This is a genomic window from Catellatospora coxensis (assembly GCF_016862635.1).
GTDB lineage: Bacteria > Actinomycetota > Actinomycetes > Mycobacteriales > Micromonosporaceae > Catellatospora > Catellatospora coxensis.
The window spans coordinates 197,950-216,144 of sequence record NZ_BONI01000005.1 but is presented as its reverse complement, the minus strand read 5'-3'; the positions used below and the strand labels follow the sequence as shown (position 1 = coordinate 216,144).

The following is an 18,195-nucleotide window of genomic DNA, read 5'->3' as shown; positions in this document are numbered from 1 at the left end:
GAAGCGTTGGGACATGTACCAGGATTTGAAGATCTTGACTGGAGGTTTGCACCAGCAGGGCAAACGGACTTCCGAGTGGGTGCCCAAGGCGAATGTGGACGGTTATCTGCAGCAGGCTGCGACCTTCGCGTGGCACGAGTTGCTGACGAACCTGGTCAATCACGAACCAGCTATGGGCGGCTCATGGTGGCGTCACGTCACCGGCCTGCTGGACAGCGGATGGTTCGCCAGTCACCGGGCCGTGTCCCAGGTCCTGAGAAGGCAGCTCACCGACGCCGAGCGGGGGGAATCAGTAGACATCAGGGTGCTGCCATGGGTGGTGTACGACGCCTTGACGCTTTGGGCGTTCAAGAATGTGGCTGCTGGGAGAAACCCTACAGAGGTGGCTCGCCTGTCCGGAACGGGCGTGAGTGCCAACATCGTATCCGAGTGGATTTTCGGTCTCTCCGTCGAATCGAAAGGTCGCAGCACGGTACGAGCCAAGGGGGCGTCCTTGGCCGGTCAGCCACGGCGCCTCCTGGTGCAGGCCGAGCTCGACGTGAGCCTTCTGCTCTGGGACCTCGCCGTCAACGAGATCAGCGTCTGGGAGCCCTTCGCCGGGAAGGGGGACACGCTGGAGGCCTATCTCCACGAGGTGGTGTCGGACGCGGCGCGCGGGGGCCGTCCAGGCGCCACAACCGTACTGAATCGACTTGAGGACCTGAAGGGCGAAGAATTCTCTGCCTTGCCTTTCGCGTTGCAGTACGGGCTGAAGCTGGCGCTGCAGGATCGGACAGACGCCCGGACTGTCGCCGGGAAGCTCTACAGCGGCTCAGACAGGGCCAATTGGCGGAAGACGCCTGTCGTCAGGATGCCGATGGCGGATCAGGTGCTGGACATGATCCTCAAGTACCGCCCCGGCGGCCATGGCATCGGCACGTTGCGAGAGTTCATCTTCGACCACATCCCCCGGAAGCTGGACCCGACCGGGACTGAGGGCCTGGCCGCGGTGCTGTCGCGAACGCTGAAAGACGCGGCGCCCAAGTCGCAGAAGAGAGGGCGTGCCGGCACCGCGAGCGCGGTCGGTCCGCAAAGCGGATCGACCATCGACTCCAGACGGCTGCACCCGCTCTTGCGGGATGCCTCGAGGCTGTGGGGCCTGACCCTGCTCATGGACGACACGTCTAGAGATCAGGCGGCGGCTGCTAGCAGCGGCGGCATGTTCACCAGGGGAGCCATAGAAGCGTGGCTGACGAAGATCGGTACGGCATCGGCCGAGTCCGGTGGTGGTGGGGATGGTCGGGCGGGGGTGTCGGCGGCGGACAACTCGGCGGGTTCGAAGCAGCCGGGTGCCGACACGGACATAGCCGGCGGCAGCGACCACGACGCTGACGGTCACCAAGGTGACCCGGACGACGACCACTTCGAGAGCGACAACCACGTCGACGACGACGGCGACCATTTCGATGACGACGGTGGCTACTACGATGGTTTTGGCGGTTTCGACGGTTTCGGTGTGGGTGCCGGTCCGGCGGTCGGGGCAGGTGGTGGTGCGGCCGGGGCCGGGCCGGTGATGGTGCCCGCCCGGCAGATCATCGATGTGCCCCCCGACAGCCACCGTCTGCTGTACGCCTACCTGGCCGCAGACCCCGCACACGCCGCCGGCATCCTCGGCGACCGAGCCAATGACGCCGTTCGGGCCGTGCTCGACAGCCCACGCCTACTGAATACACGACTCGCGCGCTACGTCACCAGCGGGGAACCGGTCAGCGGCCGACTGGCCCAGGCAGTACACGATCTACGCGAGCACATCATCGGACAGGTGACCAGCGGCTTGACCACGCTGCCCGAACAGGTCGTCCGCCACCGCCGGAACATCCTGGACCGTCACCGCCACGTCGTCGACGCCATGCCCGTCGACGAGGTACGCGCCGAGATCGACCGCCTCGAACCCCACGGCCTGACCCGGGCCGCGCTGCTGAACACCGACGTCCTCCGCGACGCCCACCTCCGCGCCTTCGGCGCCCTCCCGACAGCCCAACCAGGCCGTGTCCTGACCCCCCGCCAGCAACTCGACGCCCTCGCCCGACAACCGTCAAACCAGCCCTGGCTACGCGCCGAGCATCTCAGCGGCGGCTACGCCCGCTTCTACCTGACCTACCTGAGATTCAGCCCCCACGACCCGCCGCTCGACCCACCCACCGGCTGGATCGCCAACGCAGTCCACAACTGGGAAACGACCTGGACCGACGACTCCGCACAGTTCTGGCTCGACCTACTGGCCCACACCACCGGCACCCGCATCACCTTGCACCAAGGCACCCGAGACCTCGACGGCTTCCACACCGAGGGCAGCGACCACCACGGCCCCGCCGACGGCCACCCCGTCACGATCTACCACGACCACGGCCGATACCTGGCCACGCTGCCCACACCGGCCCGCAACACCCCTACACACACCGGACTCCGACCCGCCACCGGCTACCTCGCCACGACTAACCCCACCGCCGCCCAGGACACCGTGAACCCGACCAGCCACCACCACACCGCCGCGGGCTTCTTCACCGCGGCTCCCGCTCCGCATACCGCGGCCTGGCCGGCCGGCCTGACGGACAAGCCGCCATCGGCCCCGACACAGTCCACCAATCCGCCACCGCCACGGCACGCCGCAGAACTCCAAACCGACGACACCCACCGCTTCAGGGACGAAGACATGTCCGACGAAGACATGTTTGACGCCATGTCCGACGACGAGCAGCTGCCGAGCGACGAGCGCGGATCAGATGCCGACATGGACGACATCGACGCCATGGACTACACCGACGACTTCGACGGCATGGACTACACCGACGATGTCGGCTTCTCGGTTCCCGCCCCTGCACAACCCCCAGGCCCACCGGACGAGTCCGGCGGCCCCGATCCGTGGTCGGATCCCCAGCTGGCCTACGCCGAGATCATGGCAAGCAGTGAAATCCTCCTCGGGCAACCGCATACCGCCATCGGCGCCACAACCGTCGAGCAATCGGGCAGCCTGGTCCGACTGACCGAACCCGTCACGGCGAACTGGGACGCTCCCATGCCGGCCGGCAGCCCATACATATACGTGCCTGCCCGGGCGGGAGCCCCGACCGAGAACGGATTCCTCTACCCCGCAGGAACCGTGCTGCGGCTTCGGCAATTCGACCTCGTCCACACCCCGCAACCCGGCCAGCCCACCTTGCCGCGACCAGTCCCGGGCTACCACCTGGACGAGGCCACCCCCACCTCGCACGCCCCGGCCTCGGATCTGTTCACCGTCCGCGCGGTCCTGCGATCCCACCACCCCACCGCCATCGATCCTCAACAGACCGATCTCTGGATCGATCACACCGCACACACGATCCGCAGGTCACCGGACCGATCTCGCGCACACATCGGCGTCGCGGCCCAACCCGCCGACCCCCGGCACGCCACCGAACTCACCAGCTACATCACCGCCCGGCTCCGCAACCAGCTGGCCGACCTGTCACCAGCCCCCGTCTTCCAGTCACTACCACCACCGGCCACCGGCCACAGCCCAAACGAACTCACCATCGCCTGGAGCGCCACCCCACCAGACCGCGACCACGCCGCTAACCCGCGCAGCAACGCCACCGCGGCCACCGGCCCAACCACGTCCACGCACACCGCCTACACGGCCACCGCCGGTGGCGCGACATCCCTCCCAGCCGACAACGGCTTGCCGTTCCAACAGCAAGTCCAACGGGCCGCCCAGCGCTTCATCGAGGACGGAGAAATGCTTCAAACCGCAACGGAACAAGCCGCGAGGTGGAGGGCCGAAAGCGGGCCGGGGGCGACGCTGTGGCAATACTTCGAATGGCTGCAGGGCCAAGACCGCGCAAGGGAAGTACCCGAACTCCACGAAGTACTGAGTGGCTGCGACCTCAACGCCGACCATGTCCCACTGGAGTTGAGAGCGCTGGCAGCACATTGGTGGGACGTGATGAAGAGTACGAATACCCTCTCCGATAAGCGCATCCTGGAGCTCATGGGAGGCGTTACCAAGAAGGCAACCGTCGAGCGCTGGATTAATCAGGGCCTATATGCGCAGCACCGGGCATGGCGGCCGCCGCCGCAGGTGGTGCAATTCAAGGCCGGCGGTGCGAGTCGGTTCGCGGTGGAGCGCTTTCTTGACTTGATAGCCGTCCAACTTGAAGCGCGGCACCCGGTCCTGTCCGGCGATGTCGCCTTGCTGGCGGACAGGAGCAGCCGCAAGGGGCCGTCCGATCGGCGAGAGTTCTTTGCGCGAGTGGACAGCCACGTAGAGCGAATTCACGCCTCTCAGCCGGCCGCGACCGGTGGCGTGACCGCCGCCCCCGCAGTCGTCGGCGCATTGCCGCAGCCGCGAGCCTATGGGGCGGCCGATCCGCAAGCGCCGCCCGGGCCGTCGGCGCCGTCCACGGTCGATCCGGCACTCCGGCCGGGCCTGCCACCGTCGGCGTCGGAGGTGTCGGTCTTGCGTCCCGGGCCTGCGGGACTGCCTGGCGATCACGCGGCGCAGCCTGGCACCGGATCGGGCCGCGGGCGCCATCCCGACGCCGAGTACTGGCCGGCGCCCGGCCCGGCCGGGCTTGCCGCAGCCGGGCAGGTCCCGTCGCTGTACGCGGGCACCCGGTGGGACACCGTCCTCTACCCGCCCCCCGGGCTGTCCGACCTGATCATTGCCGGGGACGTGCCGTCAGGTCACGTCGAGCCGGCGGCCGGCTATGGCATCGGGTTCGGCGACGGCCGTGATGCCGGCGGGTCCGGTCTGGCACCGCCGACCGGGCCGGACCCCATGTGGGCATGGGCGCAGGCCGGCGCACCGACCGGGGGCGGCCGCGGCGGCGCGCCGGCGCTGCCCGACGGCGGGGTCGGGACCTCGGCCGGTGGGCAGGATCCGCTGGTGCCCACCTGGCTGCAGCCGGCGGAGCCAGGTGCGGTCACCGGGTTCACGTACGCCCAGGCCCCGGATGGCTGGGGCCGGGGCGTGCACGGCTGGCCTGTTGTCAGCCGGAACCACGACGGCCGCGAAGTGCCGTACCCGCCCGATCCGGGCCAGACGGATCCCGGCGATGAACTGGCACGCTGATGTGATTCCTGAGCGGCTACGTGTCCGCGACGCAGTCCCCGCTCACTCGCCGCAGGAGGTCGCCGAGAGCGCCTGGTCGGTGCTCAGGGTGACCGACGTGGGCGAGCTGCTGTGCACCGACGTCGGCGCGCGGGAAGCGGCTCGTGGGTGATCCGTTCGTTCCCGATGACCCGATCAGGGCTGCCGCCCGTAGTTGTGGGCATGACGAGTACAACCACCCGGGCGCGCACCGACTGGTGGACCGAGGCGCGGTGCATCGGGCTGGACCCCGACTGGTGGACCGAGTCCCGGGGTATGTGGGCGCAGGCGGTCGCGCGGTGCATCGCCTGCCCGGTGCGGTCGGCCTGCTTCAACGACGCGGTGGCCAGGGAGGACGTCGGCGTCGTACGCGGCGGCGCCTGGTTCACCGTGAGCCGGCACCACTGGCGGATCACGTCGCTGGTGTGCCGGCGGTGCGCGGTCCGGCCCGTCGCCTTCAACCGGCGCACGGTGTCGCGACTGTGCGCGCTCTGCTCGGACGGCCGCCGACGCAAGCACCTGGTCACGGACGGCCGGGTGACCGGAACGCCGCGCCTGCCCCACAGCGGCGTGCCGAACAGGTGAACCGAGCGGGTCGACCGTTCGTATATTCCAGCAGGGGCCGGGTTTGCCAGCCGGCCCTCACGGCGGCAGACGCGTCAGTCCGGCAGTCATGACGCGCTCCGCGCTCACCGTGTTGACCACGCCCTACCCCGTGGGTGGTGTGAGCGCGCTTCTCGCCGCCGTGCCGTCATGGCTGGGCGGCCCCGGTCCAGATCGACAGGGTGCGGGTCGGGGCCGTCCGTGACGTCGTGGTGACTTGCCGCCTCCGGTGCCGCCGGTATTGAACCGATGCGGACGTCGGCACGTATTACTCGGCAGTGCGGCACCGGTTCAGGTCTTTCGCGTCTGCGCCGGTCCTCCATGGGGTTAAGAACCGACGCCCGACCGTAGGCCCGGTATGGCGTCTGCCCTCACCCGTTGTGCGAGGGCGCAAGACGAGTCCGGTGGGGTGCCCACAGGCGCCCCACCGGACTCGTGTTCCCCGTCCCACAAGGCCTTTCTCGGCGGAACTCGCTACTACGGGTCCGATCCGCCCAGGTGTTGAACGGAACGTGGCGCGCGTTCGTATACCGGTCGTCCACACGTGCTCTCCGCGGTCTCGCGGAGCAGCCGGAGCCACCGGACGATCCCCGCCGATCCTGGCCTGCGGCCGCGGTCACCGGCGGGGACGAACCGCATCGTCATCGAAGGACCACACATGCCACATCGGAATCCACCACGACCTCGGCGAGCCGTACGGGCGACCGGCGCGCTGACGGCCGCGGCGCTGCTCGCGGCCGGCCTGGCCGGACTGTCGGGCGGCGCGGCGGCCGCTCCCGCACCCGGTGCGGAGCCGACGGCCCGCTACCTGGTGCAGCTCGACGCCGAGCCGCTGGCCACGTACTCCGGTGGGGTGGCCGGACTCGCGGCGACCAGGCCGCTGCCGGGCGCGAAGCTGGACCCGGCCTCCGGCGGGGCGTCGGCCTACCGCGCTCACCTGCACCGGCAGCATGGTGAGGTGCTCGACAAGGCGGGCGTGGCGCAGGACCGGCCGCGGGTCACGTTCGACACCGCGTTCAACGGCTTCGCCGTGGAGCTGACCAGGTGGCAGGCGCAGCGGCTGCGCGCCACCCGCGGCGTGCGGGCGGTGTACGACAACCGCAAGGTGCACACGACGACCTCGCACACCCCGGAGTATCTCGGCCTGACCGGCCGGAACGGCGTGTGGCGCGAGCAGTTCGGCGACGCGTCCCGGGCCGGTGAAGGGGTGATCGTCGGGGTCATCGACAGCGGTTTCTGGCCGGAGAGCGCGAGCTTCGCGCCGCTGCCCTCGCCGCGCCCCGACCAGGCGGTCATCGACGCCAAGTGGAAGGGCGCCTGCGACGTCGGCGTCGAGGCACCGGCCGCGTGCAACAACAAGGTCATCGGGGCGCGCTGGTACAACGACAGCGGCATCGCCGAGGCGTTCCCCGACGAGTACTCCTCGCCGCGCGACCGCAACGGCCACGGCACCCACACGGCCAGCACCGCCGCCGGCCTGCACGGCGTGCCGGCGAAGTCGGGCACGCAGGACCTCGGCCGGATCTCGGGCATGGCCCCGGCCGCCCGGCTGGCGATCTACAAGGCGCTGTACGACACCGGTGACGGCGGCGCGACCGGCACGGAGATCGACATCGTGCACGCGATCGACGACGCGGTCGCCGACGGCGTCGATGTGATCAACTATTCGGTCGGCGACGACAGCGAGTACTTCGGCGCGATCGACGCGGCGTTCTTCAACGCGGCCGCCGCCGGGGTGTTCGTGTCCGCCGCCGCGGGCAACGCCGGACCGTCCGCGGGCACCGTCGACAACTCCACCCCGTGGGTGACCACGGTCGCCGCGAGCACCACCGACCGGATGCGCGCCCGGACGCTCACCCTCGGCGACGGCGTCACCGTCACCGGAGCCGGCCTCGGCGACACCGGCGTCGGGCCGGTCCGCCTGGTCCCGGCCAAGGACGCCGCCCTCGACCCGGGCAACCCCTACGACGCCGAACGCTGCGTCGACGGCAAGCTCGACCCGGCGAAGGTCGCCGGAGCCATCGTGATCTGCCTGCGCGGCGACACCGCACGCACCGACAAGAGCCTCGCCGTGGCGCGGGCCGGGGGCGTGGGCATGGTGCTGTACAACGACGCGCTCGGCTCGCTCAGCGCCGACGCGCACAGCGTGCCGACCGTGCACATCGACGAGATCGACGGCGCCCGGGTGCTCGCGTACGCCGTCACCGGGCAGGCCACCGCGTCCCTGTCGGCGGCCGGCGTCAAGACGGTCGAGAGCCCCTCGGTCGCGGCGTTCTCCTCGGCGGGCCCGTCGGCCCTCAACGCCGGTGAGCTGATCAAACCCGACATCAGCGCCCCGGGCCAGGACGTGGCGGCGGCCTTCTCGCCCGCCAAGGCCGGCGACGACTTCGCCCTGTCGTCAGGCACCTCCATGGCCGCCCCGCACATCGCGGGCATCGCCGCGCTGCTGCTGGCCGAGCACCCGGCCTGGTCGCCGTCGGCGGTCCGCTCGGCGCTGATGACCACCGCGTCGGACCTCACCGACCGGGGCAAGCCGATCAGGATCGGCGCGTACGACGCCACCCCGTTCAACTACGGCAACGGGCAGGTCCGTCCGGGCAGCGCCTTCGATCCGGGCCTGGTCTACGACTCCACGGCCCCGGACTGGCTGCGCTACCTGTGCGGCGTGGCGGCCGACCGGGGCGACGAGTTCGGGCTGGAGGGTCTGCAGGGCTGCGACACGATCGGTGCGATCGGCACCGCCCAGCTGAACTACCCGTCGATCGCGCTGGGCCGGATGGTCGGCACGCAGCAGGTCACCCGCACCGTCACCAACGTCGGCAGCAGGACCAGCACGTACGCCGCGACGGTGCAGGCCCCGCGCGGCTACAACGTGAAGGTCACGCCCGCGAAGCTGACGATCCGGCCCGGCCGGACCGCCCGGTTCACCGTCGAGGTCACCAACATCAGCGGCGCTTTCGACACCTGGGCCGAGGGTGCGCTGACCTGGCGCGACAAGTTCGGCCACCGGGTGCGCACGCCCCTGGTGGTACGCAACACCGGCCTGATCGCCCCAGACATGATCAACGGCACGGGCCCCTCGGGCAGCGTCCAGGTCCCCGCCCAGATCGGCTACCCGGGCCGGCTGATCACCGACATCGTCGGCCTCACCTCGGGCACCGCCACCACGGTCACCCTCAGCGGTGACGGGCCCTCGTGGGACTGGAGCTCGTCGGACAACCTGCCGGTGCCGCTGCCGCCGTCGATGCACCGGACCACCGTGCACGTGCCGGCCGGTGTCAACAGCCCGTTCGTGCGGGTGACCTCACAGCTGCCCATCTGCTCGCACATCGACTGGGAGGACGAGGCGGGCGTCATCCCCTGCACCGAGTTCGCGGCTTCGGCGTACGACATGGCGGGCAAGTTCGTCAACGCGACCGTCAGCGGCGGCACCGGCGCCACACTGCGCCTGCCCGAGGGCGCCGGGGACTACATCCTCGTCGTCGAGCAGGGCTTCCTGGGCAACATGCCGGCCGGCCAGGACAGCGAGACCTACACCGTCACCACCTACCTGCCCGGCGCGCCGGGCACGACCGACGGCCGGCTCGTCATCGCCCCGAAGGACCCCGTCGCCCGCCCGGGTCAGACGGTGAACCTGGCGGTGCGCTGGTCCGGTCTGGTCCCCGGCCGGCGGTACATCGGCCACCTCGTGCTCAGCAACGGGTCCGGCCAGCTGAAGACCCTGCCGATCACGATCCAGTCCTGACCGCAGGCGGGCCGGGCGTGCGGCGGACCTGACCAAGGTCAGCTGCGCGCCCGGCCCGTCCACGCCGAGCCGTGCGGTGGCCGAGCCCACGGCCCGCCATCGGCAGCGGGTGCGCCGGACCGGCGCGGGTACGCTTGATCATGCTCTCGGACAGGTCACGATGGGCCGCGGGCCTCGCCGTCGCCGGCGCGGTCGCGGGAACCGCCGCCGTGATGTACGCCCTCGGCGTGCTGCCCGAGCCGTGGACCCGCGGATACATCAGCGAGGGTGGTGTGGCCACCAGCCCGCGGGACGGGATCTACCGGGCCGGCATCCTGGCTCTGGCCGGTTCGCTGGCCCTGCTCGGCGTCGCGCTGCGGCGGCTGGTGCCGTTCGTGTACGCGATCGCGGTGGCCGCGGGCGCTTTCGGCGCGGTCTCCTCGGCGGTGTCGTGCACGCCCGGCTGCCCGCTGCCGCCCTACGAGCCGTCGACGGCGCCCGACCTGGTGCACGCCGGCGCGAGCGTCCTCGCCGTGGGGCTGGCGGTCGTGGCGATGGCCGTCGTGGCGCTGATCTCGCTGCAGCCGATGCTGCGTACTACGGCGAGGGTGTTCCTCGCGGTGACCCTGCCGCCGGCGCTGCTGCTGGTGTTCGGGCTGCTGGCGATCGGCCGGGGCCTGTTCACGAGTGTGCTGGAACGGGTCGCGGTGGCCCCGGTGGTGGTCTGGGTCGCGGCCACCGGTGTGCTGCTGTGCCTGCCGTCCCGTACCCCCGGCGTCGCGGGCTCGCAGCCGCTCGCCGCGCGCCCGAAGATGACCACGCGGATCGGCGCAGGCTCCGAGCGGGACGGCTGAGCCACTGCGGGAAGCCGACAGCTTTGGGGGCGGTGACCCCCTCGCGGCAGATCATCGGACTCCTGCACTATGTCCGCCATGGACATTCTCGGACCGGTGCTCGGATTCCTCGGCGGCGCCCTGGCCGTCGGGCTCGGCTTCCTGCAGTGGCGGCGCACCGAGCGCAACCGGCGCACCCGGGAGCTGAGCCAGCGCAGCGCGGCCGCGATCGAGGAGCTGCAGACCCGGCTGCGCCAGCTGCAGATCCTGTCCCGGGGCGGTGCCATCTCCGCGGAGGCGCTCGGTGAGCAGACCCGGCACCTCAACATCTTCCTGATCGAGAAGCGCAGCGTGCTGGACGCCGAGATCGAGACGGCGGCCCGCGACTACCTCGCCGCGCTGACCGACATCCACCGGGAGATCACCGAGGCGGGCACCGCCACCCAGGACGACTGGGCGAACACGATGGCCGAGCTGCGCAGCGACACCGAGGCGCTGCGGGCGGCCGTCGAGCGCATGGACGCCGCCGAGACCGCGCTGACCGGCCGCCTGCACCGCGCCTGGGAGAACATGCCCGCCGCCTGACAGCTAGCGGCCTGCGGCTCAGCCGACGCGCGCCGACGGGGTCTGCGGAGTGCCCGCCGCCAGGGCCGAGGTCAGGCCGCTGACCAGGTCGGCCGCGTCCGAGCCCTGGGCCGTGGCGTAGACGAATCGGTCGGGGCGCAGCACGGCCGCGCCGGTGCGGTGCCGGGCGAACCAGGCCGTCAGCCGGCCATCCACATCGGCCACCTCGTGATACTGCCCGTCTCCCGGACCTGGCGTGACTCCGCCGGGGCATACCCGGATGAAACGCACCGGCAGGCCGTGCCACCGCGGGTCTGCGGCCCCAGCCGGGCTCACGTCCGGCCCGATCAGCGCGAACCCGTCGCCCAGCACCTCGTCCAGCGGCACCGTGCCCGCCGGACCGGCGATCCGGGGCTGCGGGAACATCGTGCCCGCCGGGCGGCCGCCGACGTGCCAGCCGTGCCGGTGCACCGGCAGCGGCTTGAACTCGAAGTGGCGCACGAAACGGCGTACCCCCGGCACGAGCTGGATGCCGCGCAGCAGCGTGTCGCGCAGCTTCGCGCCGGTGCGGCTGCGGGCCAGGAACACCCGGCCGACCCGGACCGTGATCGCCGCCATCTCCTCGGTGTGCGCCCGCCGCTCCTGCTCGTACGTGTCGAGCAGGGCCGGACCGGCCAGCCCGGACAGCACCAGGTCGAGCTTCCAGACCAGGTTGGCGGCGTCGCGCAGCCCGCTGCACAGCCCCTGGCCCATGAACGGCGGCATCTGGTGCGCGGCATCGCCCAGCAGGAACACCCGCCCCGCCCGCCACCGGTCGGCGACCAGATGGTTGAACGTGTACACGGCCGCACGCCGCACCTGGAACCGCTCCGGGTCGACGTACGGCGCGACCAGCTCCGCCACCGCCGCGGGATGCTCGAGCCGCTCGGCGGTCTCGCCGGGCCGGAGCATGAACTCCAGCCGGTAGCCGCCGTCGGCGGCCGGGGACACGAACGCCGGCCGCCGCCAGTCGCACACGAACCGGGTACGGTCCAGCCGCACCGCCTCGGGCGGCAGGTCACCGGACACGGCCAGCCACGGCTCGGCGTACGTGGACCCGCGCAGCTCGACGCCCGCCAGCGCCCGCGTGGTGCTGCGGGCCCCGTCGCAGCCCAGCACGTACCGGGCCCGGACCTCCTGCGGCAGGCCGGTGCCGAGGTCGCGCAGCCGCGCGGTCACGCCGCCGTCGTCGGCGTGCAGGGCCTCCAGCGCGACACCCAGGCGCAGCGCCACGTGCGGGAACCGGTCGAGGCCCGCGCGCAGCGCGTGCTCCAGGCGGGGCTGGTCGAAGAACTGCAGCGGCGGATGCCCGAGCCCGAAGTCGACTTCGGACAGCGCGATCTCGGCGAACGGCCGGCCCGCGCCGTCGGTGTAGTCGACCAGCGGCGCGGTGCGCATCCCGTCCTGGACCTCGGCCAGCAGCCCGGCCTGCTGGTAGATGCGCAGCGCCTCGTCGTCGCAGGAGAAGGCGCGGGGCTGGCCGTGCGGCTCGCGGCTGCGCTCCACGACGAGGGTGCTGACACCACGCCGGCCGAGCAGGTTCGCGGTGAGCGCGCCGACCGGCCCGCACCCGACTATCAGCACGTCGACGTCGGCAGAGCTCGCGGGGGTGGACACGGTGACTCCTTCACGTGGGGGATCGGTGCCCGTCCAGCGGACCACTCCGGCGTGGAGGCGGCGTGGAGTCCGCGTGGAGGGCGCGCCCGCATGCCACCGCCGCGCACGTCGCCGCGGGGGAGCCGGGCCGAGGGCACCAGGGCGACAGCGGGCACGCGCGTGCGGGTGAAGTCGCCGCGGGACCGGCGGGTGCCCGCTACAGCAGCTCCGCGGACGCGGCCACCCGCGCCGAGAGCAGCCCCGCACCCTGCTCGGCGGCGACGGCGGCGGCCGTGTGCAACCTGTCCCGGTCGGCTGTCGCGACTGCGCACACCCGCAGCAGTTCGGCGAGCATCACGCGCTCGCCGGTGCGTTCCGCCAGGGCCAGGCCCTCCGCCGCCAGCGCCGCCGCGCCGGCGCGGTCGCCGACGGCCAGGTGCGCGTTGGCCATCGCGCTGAGGGTGACCGTGCGGGTGGCGCGCAGACCCAGCCGGTACAGCGACTCGTACGCCGCGCGCATCCGGGGCCGCTGGCCGGCGTCTCCGGCGTACACCGCCGACCAGGCCGCGAACACCTCGGCCGTGGTCACGAAGTGCGGCATCCCGTGGGCCAGGCCCAGCTCACGGAAGCGCAGCGCGGCGGCGTGCCCGGCCGGCGCGTCGAGTTCCTGCAGCTCCAGCCAGGCGGCGTACAGCCGTGCGTTGGCCCGGCCGTACGGGTCGTCGAGCCGGTCCGCCAGCGCCGCCGCGGCGGCGAGGTCGGCGTCGGCGGCGGCCCGCTCGCCGCGCAGCGACCGCACCAGCGCCCGGAAGTTGTACGCGGCCAGCGCCGGCCGCCGCGCCACCTCCCGGCCCAGCACCCGCGGATCCATCCCGGACAGCAGCCGCGCCGACGTGCTCAAGTACGCGTCCGCCTCGGCCAGCCGGCCCAGGAAGTAGCAGGCCGAGCCGAGCAGGTAGCAGCCCGCCGCGCGGGTCAGCGGGTCGTCGTCGGCCGCCAGCGGCTCGGCCAGCTCCAGGCAGATTACGTACTCGGCCCGGTTCGCGGCCAGCTCGCCGAGCACCCAGCGGGCCGAGGCGAGGTCCGTCTCCGCCGGGACGAGGTCGAGCAGCTCGCGGGCGCGTACACAGGCCCGGTCGACGGCGTCGCTGCCGATGCCGACGGTGACCTGCAGCAGCGCCGCCCGCCGCAGGTGCACCGACAGCTCCTCGGCGGCGGTTGCCGCGCTGCCGGCCAGCCGGTCGGCGGCCAGGTCGAGATGGGCCAGCGCGTCCTCGTAGGCCAGCCGCCGCGTGGCGTCGTCGGCCGCGCGCAGCAGCCAGCGCAGGTGGTCGCCGTCGTGGCCCAGCCCCGCGCAGCGGCCGTAGTGGTAGGCGATCTCGGCGGGCGCCGCCGTGCCGAGCCGCTCGTGCGCGCCCGCCAGCCGGGCATGCAGCACCGCCCGTCGCGGTGGCGTCAGTGCCGCGTATCCGGCCTCGGTGAACAGCGGGTGCGCGAACCCGGCCCGGCCCGGCGCCTCCTCGGCCACCAGCCGGGCCGCGTACGCGGGCAGCAGGTCCTCAGCCACCGTCCCGGCCGGGCGGCCCAGCACGTCGGCCAGCACCCGCAGCTCCATGCCGTGCCCGGCGACGGCGAGCACGTCCAGGCACTGCCGCGTCGCGGCCGTCATCGCGTCCAGCCGCAGGCACAGCGTGTCCCGGATGGTCGGCGGCAGCTCGCCCGCGCCGCCGTGGCGCAGCAGCTCGGTGACGAAGAACGGGTTGCCGCCGGTACGCCCGGCCAGGGCCGCGACCGTGCCCGGCAGCGGGTCCGCGCCCGTCTCCCGGCGGGCCAGCGCCGCGATCGCGGCCTCGTCCAGGCCGGCCAGATCCAGCCGGGTGAAGCCGGGCGTGCGGGCCAGCTCTGCCGTGGTCGCGACCAGCCCCGGATCGTGCTGGTACGGCCGCGTCGTGGCCAGCACCAGCGCCCGGGTCGAGGCCAGCGCCCCGGCCAGGTAGCGCAGCAGCAGGAGCGAGTCGGGGTCCGCGGCGTGCAGGTCGTCGAGCACCACCAGCAGGCCGCGTTCCCGCGCCGCGGACGTGATCAGCCGCGCTACGGCCTCGTACAGCCGGAACCGTGCCGTGGGGTCGGCGCCGGGGCCGTGCTCCGGTGCCTGCGCGCCCAGCGCGGACAAAGCAGTGTCGCCTGAGCCCGCTGTCCCGGCCAGCTCGCCGACCACCTGGATCCAGATCCAGAACGGCGGGGCCTGGCCCACCGCGGGGCAGCGCGCCCTGACGACCGGCGTGCCGCGGCCGGCCGCCGCCGCAGCCTGCGCGACCAGCGTGGTCTTGCCGATGCCCGCTTCGCCGACCACCAGCGCGACCCGCCCCGCGCCGCCGACCGCCCCGGCGACGGCGGCGGCCAGCGTGTCCAGCTCGGCGGCCCGGCCGAGCGGTGCGGTCGTCGCGGATACGGACGACCGGATCACCGCGCTCGGGGCGTCCAGCGCCGGGTCCTGCGCCAGGATGGCCCGGTGCACGGCGCGCAGCCGTTCCCCGGGGTCCAGGCCGTGCTCGCCGGCCAGCAGCCGGTGCGCGTCGGCGTACACGGCCAGCGCGTCGGCCTGGCGGCCGCACCGGTACAGCGCGAGCATCAGCTGGGCGCACGCGTCCTCGCGCAGCGGGTGAGCCGCCGCGAACGCCTGCAGCTCGGCCAGCACCCGCAGGTGGCCGCCCGCGTCGACGGCCGCGGCGAGCCGGCCCTCCTCGGCGCGTAACCGCAAGCCGTGCAGGCGGGCGAGTTCGGGTTGCGCGGCGGCCAGGTCCGCGACGTCCGGCAGCGGCTCGCCCCGCCAGAGCCGCAGCGCCGCGAGGTAGTCCCGCTCGGCGGCGGCCGCGTCGCCCGCGGCGTGCGCGCCGGCCGCGTGCCTGGTTAGCGCCGTGAAGCGGGCGGCGTCCAGGGCGGCGTCAGGCAGGTTGAGCAGGTATCCGCCATCGCGGCTGCGCAGCGTCACGGGCTCGGCCCCCGTCGCCCGGTCGGGTTCCAGGGCACGCCGCAGCCCGGCGACGTGGGTGCGCAGGGTGGTCTCGGCGCTGGGTGGGGGCGCGCTGTCCCACAGCGCGTCGGTCAGCCAGTCGACGGTGGCGAACCGGTCGGGGCGGATCAGCAGCAGCGACAGCAGCGCCCGCTGCTTGCGGCTGCCGACGGTGACGGGGCGGCCCGCCAGCCGGATCTCCAGCCGCCCGAGAACGCCCACGCTCAGCCCCGGCACGGAAACGTGCTGGATCATGAGGCCGCGGTGTCCACGGCGCCATCCTAATCACCGGTGCCGACCCCGACGGTCTCGCACGTCACGCGGCACCGCCGACGGCCCGCCTTCTACAGACGGTGGCCTATCACATCGAGAATCCGTGCGCCGGAGTCGATGTGATAGGCCAACGTCTATGACAAACCGGGATGGCCGTCGGCGATGCGCGCTCGCCGGGCCGGCTCGCGGGAGGGCCGGTCACATGGGCGGTGGCGGCACCGGCGGCGGGACGGGTGACGGGTTCGGCGGCGTCGGCGGCGGCGTCGGTGGGGGAGCCGGCAAGGGCGGCTCCGGCATGGGCACCGGCTGCACAGGATCACGCGGGTCGGTCATCTTCTGCCTCCTGCTGTCGATGCCTCAGCCGTACCCCGCGGGCGGCCGCGGCCAAACCGGGCGCTCAGGTCAGGCGCGGGATGTTCGGTCCTTCCTGAGTGGTATGGGACCGCCTGGGCTGGGTAGTACTGCGGCACAGGCGACAGGAAGAGGTGGCGGCGATGTCACTGCGTCCGGAGGAGCAGGCACTTCTCGAAGAGCTGGCCGCGCAGACCCGCGCCGGCGACCCGGTTTTCGTGATGGGCCTGAGCACGGGAGTGGTGTGCCCGCCCGTGGAGTACCGCAGGCGCACCGCGGCCCGGCTCGGCTTCGCGCTGGCCGCCGCGGCCGTGCTGCTGGCGATCTTCCTGTTGCTGGTGGGATGGCTCGGCGGCGGCCTGATCGCGCTGTTCGCCGCCGTGGGCGCGGGCACCGCCGCACGCCGGTGCGCGCTGCAGCCGGGGGTGACCCGCACCGGTCATCCGGGCGCCCGGGACGTCGCGGCCTGAACCGGCGACGGCATCGGTCGCCGAACACGTTCCGGCACGACGGGCCGCGGCGGTCAGCTCACGGCCTTCTTCAGCAGCGCAGCGATCCGGGCCTCGTCGTCGGCGGTCAGCCGGGTCAGCGCGTACGCCGTCGGCCAGACCGTGCCGTCGTCGAGGTTCGCGACATCGTTGAAGCCGAGCGTGGCGTACCGCGTCTTGAACTTCTGCGAGTTCTGGAAGAAGCAGAGCACCTTGCCGTCGCGGGTGTAGGCGGGCATGCCGTACCAGAGGCGGGGTGCCAGCTCCGGGGCGCTCTCCTTGACGATCGCGTGGATCCGCTCGGCCATCACCCGGTCCGCCTCGGGCATCTCGGCGATCTTCTCCAGGACGGCGCTCTCCTCGTCGGCCTTCGCGCCACGGGGGCTGCGGCGCGTGGCGGCCTTCAGCTCCGCCGCGCGGTCCTTCATCGCACCGCGCTCCTCGTCGGTGAACCCGTCGTACTTCGCGGCGGGCGCGGTGCCGGTGGCAGCAGTCTTCGTGGCCTTCATGGCGGTTCTCCTCAGCTCAGGTGCGGTGTCCGGTGCCGTGGCGGCGGGTTGTTCGTGCTTCAGCTTCGCTCGCGACCACCCCGTCCGGCATCCGTGGCCACCACGGAACCGGGTACGGATCGCCCGCACGGGGCGGGGCACGGATCTCGGGCACGGACCGCGCAGGGCGCCGCTGCGCGATCGGCGTCGGCGACGGCATCGACCGGCGGTGCCGGATTCCGGCGCTACGCGACCGGTGCACCCGCCAGGAACCGGGAGACGGGCCGGACGAGCTCGTCGTGGGCGGCGACGGCGGCGTCGTGGTCTGCTCCCGGGATGATGACCGCCCGGCCGTGGGGGATCGCCTCGGCCAGCGTCCGGCAGTTCTCGGCGAAGTGCTCGGGGCTGCGGGCGCCGGCGGTGAGCAGGACCTCGGCGGTGATCCCGGCGTAGTCGGCGGGCGGCCCGTCGTGTTCGCGGACGCGGCGGATCTCCCGGAGCACCGTCGGCAGCAGGCCGGCCATGGCGCGTCGGCTCGATGTGCGCTGCAGCAGCCGGTTGAGCTGCAGCGCCAGGCCGAACGGCAGCTTGGCGGCGAGCCCGTCGGGATGCGTTCCCCGGCTCAGCACGGTCAGCGCTCGGGCCTGATCACCGCTGCGCACGGCCTGCTCCAGCGGGTCGAGGAAATCCGACGCGAGCCGGCCGGACACCGACAGGATCGGGTCGTACACCGCGATCCGGTACAGCGGCAGGTTCAGTCCCGCGCGCAGGGCGAGGAAGCCGCCGCTGCCGTGGCCGAGGACGCTGCGGGCGCCGGTGTGCCGGAGCACCGCCGACAGGTCGGCGAGGTCGGTCGCCACGGTGTCGGAGCCGTCCGGCAGGGCTGCCGCGCCGGCCAGGTCGCGCCGGTCGTAGAGATGCAGGGTGAACCGGTGTTCCAGCGCCTCCGCCAGCCCGTGGTAGTGCTCTCGCGGGACGCTGCCGTCGTGCAGGATCACCACATCCGGTCCGGTGCCGGTCGTGTGCACCGTGATCGGTGTGCCGTCCGCCGACGTGGTCGTGCCGACCCGCATCGAACTCTCCTCCGGTGTGCTGTCCACCGGTCGACATTAGTTC

The 18,195-nt window shown here is 72.7% G+C and carries 11 protein-coding genes; 7 read left to right on the top strand and 4 right to left on the bottom strand.

The annotated features are described in order from the left end of the window. Window positions 1-13 precede the first annotated feature (13 nt). The 6 genes from Cco03nite_RS04635 (at window position 14) to Cco03nite_RS04610 (ending at window position 10,852) form a co-directional block, all read left to right on the top strand. Window positions 14-5,089, top strand: a complete 5,076-nt coding sequence (locus Cco03nite_RS04635; RefSeq protein ID WP_203688790.1) for a hypothetical protein — start codon at window positions 14-16, stop codon at window positions 5,087-5,089. Next, on the top strand, window positions 5,073-5,240 hold the full coding sequence (locus Cco03nite_RS04630; RefSeq protein WP_203688789.1) for a hypothetical protein: 168 nt from the start codon (window positions 5,073-5,075) through the stop codon (window positions 5,238-5,240). Before Cco03nite_RS04635 ends, Cco03nite_RS04630 begins: the two co-directional genes overlap by 17 nt. A 50-nt stretch (window positions 5,241-5,290) precedes the next feature. Beyond that, window positions 5,291-5,692, top strand: a complete 402-nt coding sequence (locus Cco03nite_RS04625) for a DUF2180 family protein (RefSeq protein ID WP_203688788.1) — start codon at window positions 5,291-5,293, stop codon at window positions 5,690-5,692. Window positions 5,693-6,368: 676 nt separating this feature from the next. Beyond that, window positions 6,369-9,455: a S8 family serine peptidase gene (locus Cco03nite_RS04620; RefSeq protein ID WP_203688787.1), complete on the top strand. Its 3,087-nt coding sequence runs from the start codon at window positions 6,369-6,371 to the stop codon at window positions 9,453-9,455. 140 nt (window positions 9,456-9,595) lie between these two features. Next, the gene (locus tag Cco03nite_RS04615; RefSeq protein WP_203688786.1) at window positions 9,596-10,288 is read left to right on the top strand and encodes a DUF998 domain-containing protein; all 693 of its coding nucleotides are present in this window, start codon (window positions 9,596-9,598) and stop codon (window positions 10,286-10,288) included. Between the two features lie 78 nt (window positions 10,289-10,366). After that, the gene (locus Cco03nite_RS04610; protein WP_203688785.1) at window positions 10,367-10,852 is read left to right on the top strand and encodes a hypothetical protein; all 486 of its coding nucleotides are present in this window, start codon (window positions 10,367-10,369) and stop codon (window positions 10,850-10,852) included. 18 nt (window positions 10,853-10,870) lie between these two features. Here the strand turns inward: Cco03nite_RS04610 and mhpA are convergent, their stop codons facing one another. Together mhpA and Cco03nite_RS04600 are read right to left on the bottom strand one after the other, a co-directional pair. Beyond that, entirely contained in the window at window positions 10,871-12,487 is a 1,617-nt protein-coding gene (gene mhpA, locus Cco03nite_RS04605) for a bifunctional 3-(3-hydroxy-phenyl)propionate/3-hydroxycinnamic acid hydroxylase MhpA (protein WP_203688784.1), read from the bottom strand. A gap of 196 nt (window positions 12,488-12,683) precedes the next feature. Beyond that, window positions 12,684-15,734 carry an ATP-binding protein gene (locus Cco03nite_RS04600; protein ID WP_239167109.1) on the bottom strand — a complete coding sequence of 1,017 codons (3,051 nt, stop codon included), beginning with the start codon at window positions 15,732-15,734 and terminating at the stop codon, window positions 12,684-12,686. Window positions 15,735-16,246: 512 nt separating this feature from the next. Here Cco03nite_RS04600 and Cco03nite_RS04595 point away from each other — a divergent pair. Then, entirely contained in the window at window positions 16,247-16,573 is a 327-nt protein-coding gene (locus Cco03nite_RS04595; RefSeq protein ID WP_203688783.1) for a DUF3040 domain-containing protein, read from the top strand. A gap of 53 nt (window positions 16,574-16,626) precedes the next feature. On the opposite strand, the gene Cco03nite_RS04590 is transcribed toward Cco03nite_RS04595, so the two are convergent. Both Cco03nite_RS04590 and Cco03nite_RS04585 read right to left on the bottom strand, forming a co-directional pair. Further along, a complete protein-coding gene (locus tag Cco03nite_RS04590; RefSeq protein ID WP_203688782.1) occupies window positions 16,627-17,100 on the bottom strand; it encodes an iron chaperone in 474 nt (157 codons plus the stop codon). Window positions 17,101-17,324: 224 nt separating this feature from the next. Next, window positions 17,325-18,179 (bottom strand): alpha/beta fold hydrolase, encoded by an 855-nt coding sequence (locus tag Cco03nite_RS04585; protein ID WP_203688781.1) that lies wholly within the window; start codon window positions 18,177-18,179, stop codon window positions 17,325-17,327. Window positions 18,180-18,195 lie beyond the last annotated feature (16 nt).